Genomic DNA, 11,719 nt, shown 5'->3' on the forward strand with positions numbered 1-11,719 from the left:
TCACTGGCCGAGGATTTCCTTTTCCTTGGCGGCAGCGGCAGCATCGATATCGGCAATCGTGCTGTCGGTCATCTTCTGCACTTCGGTTTCGAGCCGCTTGCGCTCGTCTTCGCTGATCTCGTGCTTCTTTTCGTCGGTCTTCAGCGAATCCATGCCGTCACGACGCACGTTGCGCGCAGCGATACGGGCCTTTTCGGCATATTGGCTGGCGAGCTTGGCCAGTTCCTTGCGGCGCTCTTCGGTCAGATCGGGGATTGGAAGGCGCAGCGTCTGGCCATCGACGATCGGATTGAGGCCAAGCCCCGACGACCGGATTGCCTTGTCGACCGGGGTCACATTGCTCTTGTCCCAGACCTGGACCGAAAGCATCCGCGGCTCGGGCACCGATACGGTCGCCACCTGAACGAGCGGCATCTGCGCGCCATATACGTCAACCGTGATCGGATCGAGAAGCGAGGTCGACGCGCGGCCGGTACGCAGGCCGCTAAGATCGTGCTTCAGGGATTCGACGGCGCCGCGCATACGACGTTCGATATCGGCCTTTTCATAGGCGGGCATGGTTTATCCTTCCTCGTTTTGAACGATCGTAGCGGTGCCATCGCCGGCAAGCACGCGGGCCAGATTGCCCTGCTCACGGATGTTGAACACCACGATCGGAATATTGTTGTCGCGGCACAGGGCTACTGCGCTCGCGTCCATAACCTTCAGATCATCTGAAAGAACCCGGTTGAAACTCACTGTTTCATAACGCTTTGCCGTATCGACCTTCTTCGGGTCAGCATCATAGACGCCGTCGACCGAAGTGCCTTTGAACAGCGCGTCGCAATTCATTTCGGCCGCCCGCAGAGCAGCGGCGCTGTCCGTCGTGAAATAGGGATTGCCGGTGCCGGCAGCGAAAATCACGATCCGTCCCTTTTCCATATGGCGCTCGGCACGCCGGCGGATAAAGGGTTCGCACACCGTGCTCATCGGAATGGCAGACTGAACGCGCGTATCGACGCCGATCTGCTCGAGCGCATTCTGCACCGCGAGCGCATTCATCACAGTTGCGAGCATGCCCATATAGTCGGCGCTGGTGCGCTCGAAACCCTTGGCCGCAGCCGCCAGCCCGCGAAAAATATTGCCGCCCCCCACAACGACGCACAGTTCGTGCCCGGCGTCCTTCGCGGCGGCGATTTCGCCCGCAACACGCGCAACGGTGGCTGGATCTATGCCGAACTGGCCATTGCCCATCAACACTTCGCCGGAAAGCTTCAGGAGGATTCGGTTGAAGCGCGGCCGTGTCATCAGCAAATAATATCCATTACAGTAGGGAAGATGGCGCGCACCTTAGTGGCGCATATATGCCGTGCCAAGCGCAGAAGCGCGACAAAGCAAAACCCGCGCCGCACAGCCTGAAATTCCGACGCAAAATCTCAAGGAATTTTTATAAAATCCAATGAGTTGACGTCAGTTTTAAACAGGCCGCGCGAGCGCGGGCTTTTTAGGACTTAGCCTTTGTTGGCTACTGCCGCGACTTCAGCCGCGAAGTCCGATTCCTGCTTCTCGATGCCTTCACCGAGTTGGAAGCGGACATAGTCCTTGAGCACGATCGCGCTGCCGGCTTCCTTGCCAGCGGCCGCGACGACGTCCGCGATCTTGGTCTTGCCGTCCATGACGAACAGTTGGCTGAGCAGCGCGTTTTCCTTGCGATACTTCGCAACCGCGCCTTCAACCATCTTCGCGACGATGTCGGCGGGCTTGCCCGATTCGGCAGCCTTTTCAGCAGCGATCACGCGCTCACGCTCAACGAGATCGGCCGGCAGGCCGGTTTCATCGAGTGCCAGCGGGAATGCAGCCGCGATGTGCATGGCAAGCTGCTTGCCAAGCGCTTCGAGCTTGTCGGTCGCCGCTTCGCTTTCCAGCGCAACGAGAACGCCGATCTTGCCCATGCCGGGCGCCAGCGCGTTGTGGACATAGGCAACAACCGCGCCGTTATCGACCGAAACGGTCTTGACGCGGCGCAGCGCCTGATTTTCGCCGATCGTCGCGATGTTGGCGGTCAGCTTTTCAGCGACCGTGCCACCGCCCGGATAGGCAGCTGCCGCGAGGGCTTCGATGTCTTCACCGACGCCCGATTCAAGCGCAACCTGCGAAACCGCACGCACGAAATCCTGAAACTGTTCGTTCTTGGCAACGAAGTCGGTTTCGCTGTTGATTTCAACGGCGACACCCTTGGTGCCGGCAACGTGAACGCCAACCAGACCTTCAGCAGCCGTACGACCTGCCTTCTTGGCAGCCGCAGCAAGACCCTTTGCGCGCAGCCAATCGACTGCTGCTTCGAGGTCGCCACCGGTTTCGTTCAGCGCCTTTTTGCAATCCATCATGCCTGCGCCGCTGCGCTCACGCAGTTCCTTGACGAGGCCGGCAGTGATCTCCGCCATGATATCTTCCTTCTCTAGTCCAGAAATGACGCGGCGAGGCAAGGATGCTTCGCGTCCCTACCTCGCCGTTATTACACTTTCACGAAGCTCAGGCGTCTACCTGGCTCTCGTCAGCAGCAACGCCAAGCGCGGGCTCGACCGGCGGTTCAGCCTGCGCGCCGAGGTCCACGCCGCGTGCCTGCGCAGCAGCCTGGCCACCGCGGGTCGCAGCAACGGCGACCGCTTCGCAGTAGAGGCGGATGGCGCGGCTTGCGTCGTCGTTCGCCGGAACCGGGAACGCGATGCCGTCGGGGCTGACGTTCGAGTCGAGGATCGCGACAACCGGAATACCAAGCGTGTTGGCTTCCTTGATGGCGAGCTCTTCCTTGTTGGCGTCGATGACGAACATCACGTCGGGAATACCGCCCATGTCGCGGATACCGCCAAGCGACAGCTCGAACTTGTCGCGCTCACGGGTGAGCTGCAGCACTTCCTTCTTGGTCAGGCCGTGCGTATCGCCCGACAGCTGCTCTTCAAGAGCCTTGAAGCGCTTGATCGACTGCGAGATCGTCTTCCAGTTGGTGAGCATGCCGCCCAGCCAGCGGTGGTTGACATAGTGCTGGCCAGCCTTGCGAGCGGCTTCAGCGACCGGCTCCTGCGCCTGGCGCTTGGTGCCGACGAACAGCACTTTGCCGCCACGGGCAACAGTCTGATCGATGAAGTCGAGCGCACGCGCAAAAAGCGGAACGGTCTGCGACAGATCCATGATGTGGATGCCGTTGCGATCGCCAAAGATGTAGGGCTTCATCTTCGGGTTCCAGCGATGGGTCTGGTGACCGAAGTGCGCGCCGGCTTCAAGCAACTGATGAATAGTGACGACAGGGGCCGCCATAGTCTTTCTCCTTCCGGTTGATCCTCTGGGAAGCAAGAACCGCAGGGCAGAGCCCCAAGGCACCGGTATGTGCGCTTCCCATGTGGAATGGCGGCCAAATAGCGCGCCAAATGGCGGAAATCAAGGCCCGGCTCACATCCGCTGATATTGCGATTGACACATGGAACAAAAATAGAACATAAATATCAGATCAAAACGGGAACATCGGTTGCCGCAGGGCGCCGAAACGGGAGGCCGACATGGCACATCTTCTGACGACGCTTCTGTTTGTGACGGTAATGGCCGGCGCGGCAATCAACATGCACGCGCTCTTTTCGGAATATCGGGACGCGATCATGGACGCGCTTCATGGCCGCTCACGGCGTAGCGCTTTCACCTATTCGGCGATGTCGAGGGTGGTCCACGCGCCGCGCCATGCGCCGCGCGTGGTGACACGTCACAAGGTCGTCAGGCTGACGCGCGCTGCCGCTTGACGCGGGAATAGCTGCGAATGCTGAACGGGATGGCAGCCAGATAAAAGGCACAGATCACCGACAGCGTCGCCCAGGGCGCCGAAAGCAACGCCGCGCCGAGCAAACCGACGGCGGCGAGCGCACCGAGACGTACAGTGCGCCGCAGGCGAAGCGACGACCAGCTATAGGTTGCGATGTTCGAGATCATCAGGAAGGCGACAAAGGCGAGCCAGGGCGCAACCACATAGGTTTCGCGGAAAACCGTCTCGCCGGTCCACAGCGTCAGATAGACGGGAAGCAGGGCAAGCCCCGCCCCTGCCGGCGCTGGCACGCCGGTGAGAAAGCCCGCCGATTTGTGCGGCTGTTCCTGCACGTCGATATTCGCGTTGAACCGCGCGAGCCGCAGCGCACAACATACTGCCAGCGCCAGCGCGAAGATCCACCCGAACTGCGGCAGGTGCTGCAACGACCAGAGATAGATGATGATCGCGGGGGAAACCCCGAACGCGATCGCATCGGAAAGGGAATCAAGCTCGGCACCGAACCGGCTCTCTCCCTTCAACAACCGGGCAATGCGGCCGTCGATACCGTCAAGACAGCCGGCCAGAATGATCGCGGCCACCGCCTTCTCCCATTCCCCGGCAATGCCGAAGCGAATGCCGGTCAGCCCGCAGCATAGCGCGAGCGCGGTGACGGCGTTGGGAATGAGCGCGCGGAGCGGAATACCCCGGCGCGGCGGCGAGGCGACATCGCCGCTCATTGCGGTGTGGCGCTCAGCGACTGGGCATCGCCAACCACGGCAAGCATCGTCTCGCCGGCCACGATTCGCTGGCCAAGCGCCACCTTGGGCATCGTGCCTGCAGGCAGATATACGTCGACGCGGCTGCCGAAACGGATCAGGCCGATACGCTGACCGACGGCAACGATGTCGCCCGGCTTGACGAAGGGCACGATGCGACGGGCAACAAGGCCCGCAATCTGTGTAAAGCCGATGCGCATGCCGTTGCGATCCTCGACCAGGATATGCTGACGCTCATTGTCTTCCGACGCCTTGTCGAGATCGGCGTTCAGGAACTTGCCCGCGATATAGACGACGTTCTTCACCGTGCCGCTGATCGGCGTGCGGTTGATGTGCACGTCGAACACGCTCATGAAAATCGAGACTCGCGTCAACGGCTGATCGCCCAGACCGTCCGGCCCGGCCATTTCGCGTGGCGGCATCACATGCTGGATCAGTGTCACCATGCCATCGGCCGGCGCCACGATCAGCCCTTCCCCCTGCGGCACCGAACGGACGGGATCGCGGAAGAACGCCGCCACCCACAGGGTGATCCCAGCCATCGGCCAGGCAAGCGTTTCCCATGCCATCCAGGCAAAAAACAAGGTGATTACTGCCGCAATCAGGATGAATTTTCGGCCCTCGGGGTGGACGCTCGGCCAGCGCCATTTTACCCCTGTTGGCTGATTTTCCGCTTTGTTCAGATCTGTCATTCGCATCTCTTACGGCGGGTGGTTCGCAGTTACAACGGGACTTACTGTTGATCCACGCGCCTTAGAGGCCTAGAGGCACCCGCGAAACCATCCCCAAGGAAAGAGTGCGTCCATGGCCAAGATTAAGGTGAAAAACCCGGTCGTCGAAATCGACGGCGATGAAATGACCCGTATCATCTGGCAGTGGATTCGTGAGCGGCTGATTCTCCCCTATCTCGATATCCAGCTTGATTACTACGATCTCGGCGTCGAAAAGCGCGACGAAACCGAGGACAAGATCACCGTCGATTCCGCCAAGGCCATCCAGAAATATGGCGTGGGCGTGAAGTGCGCGACGATCACCCCCGACGAAGCCCGCGTCGAAGAATTCGGCCTGAAGAAGATGTGGAAGTCGCCCAACGGCACCATCCGCAACATTCTCGGCGGCGTCGTTTTCCGCGAACCGATCGTGATCAAGAACGTTCCCCGCCTCATCCCGGGCTGGACCGACCCCATCGTCGTTGGCCGTCACGCATTTGGCGACCAGTACCGCGCGACCGATTTCAAGGTGCCCGGCCCCGGCAAGCTGCGCCTCGTTTTCGAAGGTGACGACGGCACGACGATCGACGAAGAAGTCTTCCAGTATCCGAGCTCGGGCGTCGCGCTCGCGATGTACAACCTCGACGAATCGATCCGCGACTTCGCGCGCGCCAGCATGAACTACGGCCTCGGCCGCAACTGGCCGGTCTACCTGTCGACCAAGAACACGATCCTCAAGGCCTATGACGGCCGTTTCAAGGACATCTTCCAGGAAGTCTACGAAGCCGAATTCAAGGATCAGTTCCAGGAAGCCGGCATCGTCTACGAACACCGCCTGATCGACGACATGGTCGCATCGGCGCTCAAGTGGAACGGCAAGTTCGTCTGGGCATGCAAGAACTATGACGGCGACGTGCAGTCGGACCAGGTGGCACAGGGCTTCGGCTCGCTCGGCCTCATGACGTCGGTTCTGATGTCGCCCGACGGCAAGACCGTCGAAGCAGAAGCGGCCCACGGCACCGTCACCCGCCACTACCGCATGCACGAGCAGGGCAAGGCGACGTCGACCAACCCGATCGCGTCGATCTTCGCATGGACCGGCGGCCTCAAGTATCGCGGCAAGTTCGACGGCACGCCCGACGTGACGCGCTTTGCCGAAACCCTTGAACGCGTCTGCATCGAGACGGTCGAACAGGGCCACATGACCAAGGATCTCGCGATCCTCATCGGCCCCGACCAGGCATGGATGACCACGGAGCAGTTCTTCGAAGCCATCCGCGTCAACCTCGAAAAGGCGATGAGCGACTGGAAATAATGGCATGACGCGGACCGGCGGCACGCGCCTTGAAGTAAGGCAGGCAAAGCTGGCAGATGTGCCAGCGATCCAGCGTCTTATCTCGCGTGCCTACCCGGAACTCCCCGGCTACACAGCCGGGGTAATCCGCGGACAGTTGAACAATTTCCCGGAAGGCCAGTTCGTCGCCCTCTTCAATGGCAAGATGGTGGGTTACTGTGCCGCGATGCGGATATCAGGCGAAATCGCGCTGAAACCGCACGATTGGGAGGAAATCACCGGCAACGGCTTCGGCTCGCGCCATGATCCCACGGGAAATTGGTTATACGGCTATGAAATGTGCGTCGATCCGAAGCGCCGCGGCCTTCGGATCGGACAGCGCCTCTACGATGCCCGAAAGACTCTTGCCGAACGGCTCGAGCTTTCGGGCATTGTCTTTGGTGGCAGGATGCCCGGCTATTCGCGCGTTCGCCGCAAGGTGGACGGGCCGGACGACTATCTTCAGAAAGTGGTTGAAGGGAAACTTCGAGATCCCGTCATCACGTTCCAGCTGCAAAACGGCTATGAACCCATTGGGGTTCTTAAGAATTATCTCCCCGAGGACAAACGCTCACTGGGCAATGCCGCGCATATGGTGTGGCGCAACCCCTATGTCGACGAAATGTCGCCGCCCGCTTTTCGCGTTCCCCGCGATGTCGAAAGCGTCCGTCTGGCCACCTGCCAGCTTCAGGCGCGTGCGGTTGAAAGCTTTGAAGAATTTGTTCGGAACGTCGAATATTTCGTTGATGTTGCAGCAGATTATCGTTCAGACTTCATCGTATTCCCTGAACTTTTCACGCTGCCCCTCCTCTCCTTCGAGACGCGCAAGCTGACGCCTGTCGAGGCGATCGATGCGCTCACGGCCTATACGCCGCGGATCGAGAAGGAACTCGCGCGCATGGCGCTTGAGTACAACATCAACATCATCGGTGGATCGCACCCGACGCAGATGGAAGACGGCGACATCCATAACGTCGCCTTTGTCGCGCTGCGCGACGGCTCGACGCACACCCAGGAAAAGATCCATCCGACGCCGAACGAACGCTATTGGTGGAACATCAAGGGCGGCGATTCGATCGATGTGATCCAGACCGATTGCGGGCCGATCGGCATCCTTATCTGCTATGACAGCGAGTTTCCGGAACTGGCGCGGCGCCTCGTCGATCAGGGCGCCCGGATCATCTTCGTGCCCTTCTGCACGGACAGCCGCCAGGGCTATCTGCGCGTCCGTTACTGCGCACAGGCCCGCGCGATCGAGAACCAGTGCTTTGTGGTCCTCTCTGGCAATGTCGGCAACCTGCCCAATGTCGACAATATGGATATCCAATACGCCCAGAGCTGTATCCTGACACCCTGCGACTTTCCCTTCGCGCGCGACGGCATTGCGGCGGAGGCGAGCGAGAATGTCGAAACGCTCACGATTTCAGACGTCAATCTCGCCGATCTCACCTGGGCGCGCGCCGAAGGCACCGTCCGCAACCTCACCGATCGGCGGTTCGACCTCTATCACATCGAATGGGATGCCGGTCACCATGCAGACCGGCCACCGGCAGGCCCGCCGCCCAAGCATCAGAACAGCCCCGGCGGCGGCTGAGCGCCCGGTTCAGTTGGCCCGTGCCTCCGCGATCATGCGCTTGGCGATTTCCTTTTCGCCCATGATCGTTACATCTGCGCCCAGCTTTTCGAGATAGAGCACTTCGTCATCCGAATGCGCGCGGGCGACGATGCGGATATCAGGGTTGATGCTGCGCGCCTTTTCAACGATCTGCCCCGCCTCGAAGCTTTGCGGGATTGCGACGAACAGCATCCGGGCCTTTTCGATCCCGGCGTCGCGCAGGATGTCCGCACTCGCGGCATTGCCGATCAGCACCGTCACATTCTCACCCTCGGGCCCCTCGGCCAGATCGGGCTGCGCCTCCACCACGACGATTTTCTCGCGCGCGGCCGTCAGGCTGGCGCCAACGATCCGCCCGACACGGCCATAGCCGATGAGAACGACATGGCCGCGCGGCTGCGCTGCCGCCGGTTCGATTGTGGCGTCGAGCCCTGTCGTCGGTGCATCGGGCTCGCGCTTGGTCAGCCATTTCGCGGCGACCGAGAATACCAGCGGATTGAGCATGATCGAAATGATCGCGCCTGCGAGAATGAGGTCGCGCGCTTCGGGCGGAAACAGCTTCAGCCCAACGCCGAGCGTGGCGAGAATGAAGGAAAACTCACCGATTTGCGCAAGGCTCGCAGAGATGGTTGCCGCCGTGCGCCGCGATTTTCCGAAGGAGCGCACGATCCAATAGGCGGCCAACGACTTGCCGATCATGATGATCGCGATCGTGCCAAGCAAAGGCAGCGCGGCCGTCATCAGGATATTCGGGTTGAACAACATCCCGACCGAGACGAAGAACAGCACTGCAAATGCATCGCGCAGCGGCAGCGTTTCTTCGGCCGCGCGCTGGCTGAGGGGGGATTCGGAGAGGATCATGCCCGCGAAAAAGGCGCCCAGCGCAAAGGAGACGCCAAACAGCATCGCCGCGCCAAACGCCACGCCCAGCGCAATGGCAAGCACGCTCAATCGGAACAGCTCACGCGATCCGCTATGCGCCACGACATGGAGCATCCAGGGAACGACGCGCCGCCCGACGATCAGCATGAACGCCACGAACGCCACCATCTTGCCGATGGTGAGGAACAACGACAGCCCCAGTTCCTTGCCGCCATGCGCCCCGGCCAGCGCCGGGATGAGCACGAGCGTCAGCACCATCATCAGATCTTCGACGATCAGCCAGCCAATCGCGATGCGGCCGCGCTCAGTGTCGAGAATTCGCCGTTCCTGAAGCGCGCGCAGCAGCACGACCGTGCTCGCGACCGAGAGCGACAGGCCGAACACCACGCCGCCGACCATGCTCCACCCCATCAGATGGGCCAGCCCCATGCCGAGCAGCGTTGCAACCGTGATCTGGGCGATCGCGCCCGGTATCGCGATCTTGCGGACGGCGAGCAGATCCTTCAGCGAAAAATGAAGGCCGACGCCGAACATGAGCAGAATGACGCCAAGTTCGGCGAGTTCATTGGCGAGCCGCTGATCAGCGACATAGCCGGGCGTGAAGGGACCGACCACAACCCCGGCGAGAAGATAGCCCACGAGCGGAGGAAGCCGTAATTTGAATGCAAGCCCACCGAAAATGAACGCAAGGACAAGCCCTGCTACGATGATCGCGATTAACGGTGTGGCATGCGACATGCGGGCAGGCTTCTCCTCGGGCTGATATGTATTTCTTAGAAAGGTAAACGGTAATTTACGACCCTGAGCGCGATTTTTTATGACCGTCGCGCTAGAAATTGCCTCGGGCAGACGCGATGATGCGTCATGGCCTTCGGAACCAGTTCCACATTCATCAGCGATTCCCTTGTGATTCTTGGCGCGGCGGGGATCATCATCCCCTCCTTCGCGCGCTTCCGGATCAATCCGGTTATCGGTTTCATCCTTGTCGGCATGCTGGTCGGCCCGGCCGGGCTCGGCGCCTATGTCGCCGAAGCCCCGTGGCTACGGCATGTCACGATTACCGATCCCGAACGCATAGGGCCGTTTGCCGAACTGGGCGTCATCCTCCTTCTGTTTTCAATTGGTCTGGAACTGTCCTTCCGGCGCCTCTGGACGATGCGACGGCTTGTCTTCGGGCTTGGCCTCACCGAACTGCTGCTCTGTGCGCTGGCTATCGGTGCGACGCTTGCGATGCTTGGCCAGAACTGGCCTGGCGCGATCGGCCTCGGCCTTGCGCTCGCCCTTTCGTCCACCGCGCTCGTGCTGCCCATGACGGGCACCAAATCCCCCGTCGGCCGCAGTGCCTTTGGCATGTTGCTGTTCGAGGACGTCGCGCTGGTCCCGATCATTTTCGCGCTGGGCGCGCTGGCGCCCACATCGGCCGATGGCGGCATCGAAGGGCTCGCACGGACGCTCTGGATCGGCGGGGCCACGGTGGCCGCGATGCTCGTCCTCGGGCGTCTCATCTTGCCGCGCCTCTTTGCGCAGGCCGCGCGGACCAAGAGCCCGGAGCTTTTCCTCTCGGCCAGCCTTCTCGTCGCCATTCTCGCCAGCATCGCCACCTCGGCCGCTGGCCTGTCGCCCATTGTCGGCGCCCTGCTCGCCGGCATTCTCATCGCCGAGACCGAATATGGCGCCGAAGTGGAAGTCATGACCGCACCCTTCAAGGGGCTGGCGCTGGGCGTTTTCCTCATTTCGGTCGGCATGACGCTCGATCTGCGCGTGATCGCAGCCAATTGGCAGCAACTGATCCTCGCGGTCGCGGGGGTCGTGATTGCGAAGACGGCGATCACCACGCTCCTCTTGCGCCTGTCGGGTTCGCGGCCCGGCGTTGCCGCTGAAACGGGGCTGCTGATGGCATCGCCTTCGGAAACAACGCTCATCGTTCTGGCGGCGGCGGCACAGGCGCAGTTGATCATGCCCTCCACCGCAGCCTTCTGGCAGATCGTCACCGCGCTGGGGCTCACCATCACCCCGCTTCTTGCCCGTGTGGGGCGCAGCGTTGCGCGCCGTGTGGAAATGGCCGGCTATGACCAGTTGCCGCAGGAACCCGAAACCGAGGGGCGCACCGTCGTCATCGGCTATGGCCGGGTCGGCTCGCTCGTCGCCGAGATGCTGCGCCGCCACGGCATGCCCATGGTCGCGATCGAATCGAACCCCGACACCGTGGCCACCGCACGGCGCGAAGGGCTACCCATATTTCTGGGCGACATCAGCCGCCCGGGCATGATCGACCGGCTTGAGCTTGAGCGCGCGCGCGCCGTCATCCTCACCATGGACGATCCGGTGCAGGCGATCCGTATCGCGGAGAAGATCCGCAAGCGCCATCCCGATCTGTCGATCATCGCGCGTGCGCGCGATGCCGATCATGCCGCAGCGCTATACCGTGCGGGGGTTACCGACGCGGTGCCCGAGACGCTCGAAAGCTCGCTGCAACTATCGGAAGCGGTGCTGACCGATCTCGGCATCGCCATGGGGCCGGTGATCGCGTCGATCCACGAACGGCGCGACGCCTTTCGTCAGGAAATCAAGGAAGCGGGGATGCTCGATCGCGAGCCGCGCCTTGGTGGGACGCGGCTCGCCGATATCTGAACG

The 11,719-nt window shown here is 61.5% G+C and carries 11 protein-coding genes; 4 read left to right on the top strand and 7 right to left on the bottom strand.

Translation table 11 applies throughout. The annotated features are described in order from the left end of the window. From frr to rpsB, 4 genes are all read right to left on the bottom strand, one after another. Complete coding sequence (gene frr / locus QYC26_RS00780) at nt 1–558, bottom strand: ribosome recycling factor (protein WP_317513509.1); 558 nt, start codon at nt 556–558, stop codon at nt 1–3. Between the two features lie 3 nt (nt 559–561). After that, on the bottom strand, nt 562–1,287 hold the full coding sequence (gene pyrH, locus QYC26_RS00785) for a UMP kinase (RefSeq protein WP_317514969.1): 726 nt from the start codon (nt 1,285–1,287) through the stop codon (nt 562–564). Between the two features lie 203 nt (nt 1,288–1,490). Next, complete coding sequence (gene tsf, locus QYC26_RS00790) at nt 1,491–2,423, bottom strand: translation elongation factor Ts (RefSeq protein ID WP_317513510.1); 933 nt, start codon at nt 2,421–2,423, stop codon at nt 1,491–1,493. 88 nt (nt 2,424–2,511) lie between these two features. Further along, the gene (rpsB, locus tag QYC26_RS00795; protein WP_317513511.1) at nt 2,512–3,294 is read right to left on the bottom strand and encodes a 30S ribosomal protein S2; all 783 of its coding nucleotides are present in this window, start codon (nt 3,292–3,294) and stop codon (nt 2,512–2,514) included. A 239-nt stretch (nt 3,295–3,533) separates the two neighbouring features. On the opposite strand from rpsB, the gene QYC26_RS00800 reads away from it, so the two are divergent. After that, nucleotides 3,534–3,767: a hypothetical protein gene (locus QYC26_RS00800; RefSeq protein WP_317513512.1), complete on the top strand. Its 234-nt coding sequence runs from the start codon at nt 3,534–3,536 to the stop codon at nt 3,765–3,767. Here QYC26_RS00800 and QYC26_RS00805 read toward each other — a convergent pair. Next, nucleotides 3,742–4,506, bottom strand: coding sequence for a phosphatidylcholine/phosphatidylserine synthase (locus tag QYC26_RS00805; protein WP_317513513.1), 765 nt, complete (start codon nt 4,504–4,506; stop codon nt 3,742–3,744). The two genes, QYC26_RS00800 and QYC26_RS00805, sit on opposite strands and share 26 nt — an antisense overlap. After that, on the bottom strand, nt 4,503–5,237 hold the full coding sequence (locus tag QYC26_RS00810) for a phosphatidylserine decarboxylase (protein WP_317513514.1): 735 nt from the start codon (nt 5,235–5,237) through the stop codon (nt 4,503–4,505). The genes QYC26_RS00805 and QYC26_RS00810 overlap by 4 nt, the downstream gene beginning before the upstream one ends. Nucleotides 5,238–5,349: 112 nt before the next feature. Here QYC26_RS00810 and QYC26_RS00815 point away from each other — a divergent pair, with 112 nt between their 5' ends. Continuing rightward, nucleotides 5,350–6,570, top strand: a complete 1,221-nt coding sequence (locus QYC26_RS00815) for an NADP-dependent isocitrate dehydrogenase (protein ID WP_317513515.1) — start codon at nt 5,350–5,352, stop codon at nt 6,568–6,570. 4 nt (nt 6,571–6,574) lie between these two features. Continuing rightward, a complete protein-coding gene (locus QYC26_RS00820; RefSeq protein ID WP_317513516.1) occupies nt 6,575–8,182 on the top strand; it encodes a GNAT family N-acetyltransferase in 1,608 nt (535 codons plus the stop codon). A 9-nt stretch (nt 8,183–8,191) separates the two neighbouring features. Here the strand turns inward: QYC26_RS00820 and ybaL are convergent, their stop codons facing one another. Continuing rightward, the gene (gene ybaL / locus QYC26_RS00825) at nt 8,192–9,823 is read right to left on the bottom strand and encodes a YbaL family putative K(+) efflux transporter (protein ID WP_317513517.1); all 1,632 of its coding nucleotides are present in this window, start codon (nt 9,821–9,823) and stop codon (nt 8,192–8,194) included. Between the two features lie 126 nt (nt 9,824–9,949). Between ybaL and QYC26_RS00830 the strand changes: the two genes are divergently transcribed. Beyond that, the gene (locus QYC26_RS00830) at nt 9,950–11,716 is read left to right on the top strand and encodes a cation:proton antiporter (RefSeq protein ID WP_317513518.1); all 1,767 of its coding nucleotides are present in this window, start codon (nt 9,950–9,952) and stop codon (nt 11,714–11,716) included. The last annotated feature ends 3 nt before the right edge of the window (nt 11,717–11,719 follow it).

Source organism: Sphingomonas sp. C3-2, assembly GCF_033025475.1.
Classification (GTDB): Bacteria; Pseudomonadota; Alphaproteobacteria; order Sphingomonadales; family Sphingomonadaceae; genus Sphingobium_A.

What these genes read in the sequence shown, in the direction of transcription:
- frr (WP_317513509.1), bottom strand. Translation starts at nt 558, where the DNA reads ATGCCCGCCTATGAAAAGGCCGATATCGAACGTCGTATGCGCGGCGCC.
- QYC26_RS00800 (WP_317513512.1), top strand. Translation starts at nt 3,534, where the DNA reads ATGGCACATCTTCTGACGACGCTTCTGTTTGTGACGGTAATGGCCGGC.
- QYC26_RS00810 (WP_317513514.1), bottom strand. Translation starts at nt 5,237, where the DNA reads ATGACAGATCTGAACAAAGCGGAAAATCAGCCAACAGGGGTAAAATGG.
- rpsB (WP_317513511.1), bottom strand. Translation starts at nt 3,294, where the DNA reads ATGGCGGCCCCTGTCGTCACTATTCATCAGTTGCTTGAAGCCGGCGCG.
- QYC26_RS00815 (WP_317513515.1), top strand. Translation starts at nt 5,350, where the DNA reads ATGGCCAAGATTAAGGTGAAAAACCCGGTCGTCGAAATCGACGGCGAT.
- QYC26_RS00820 (WP_317513516.1), top strand. Translation starts at nt 6,575, where the DNA reads ATGACGCGGACCGGCGGCACGCGCCTTGAAGTAAGGCAGGCAAAGCTG.
- QYC26_RS00830 (WP_317513518.1), top strand. Translation starts at nt 9,950, where the DNA reads ATGGCCTTCGGAACCAGTTCCACATTCATCAGCGATTCCCTTGTGATT.
- ybaL (WP_317513517.1), bottom strand. Translation starts at nt 9,823, where the DNA reads ATGTCGCATGCCACACCGTTAATCGCGATCATCGTAGCAGGGCTTGTC.
- tsf (WP_317513510.1), bottom strand. Translation starts at nt 2,423, where the DNA reads ATGGCGGAGATCACTGCCGGCCTCGTCAAGGAACTGCGTGAGCGCAGC.
- QYC26_RS00805 (WP_317513513.1), bottom strand. Translation starts at nt 4,506, where the DNA reads ATGAGCGGCGATGTCGCCTCGCCGCCGCGCCGGGGTATTCCGCTCCGC.
- pyrH (WP_317514969.1), bottom strand. Translation starts at nt 1,287, where the DNA reads ATGACACGGCCGCGCTTCAACCGAATCCTCCTGAAGCTTTCCGGCGAA.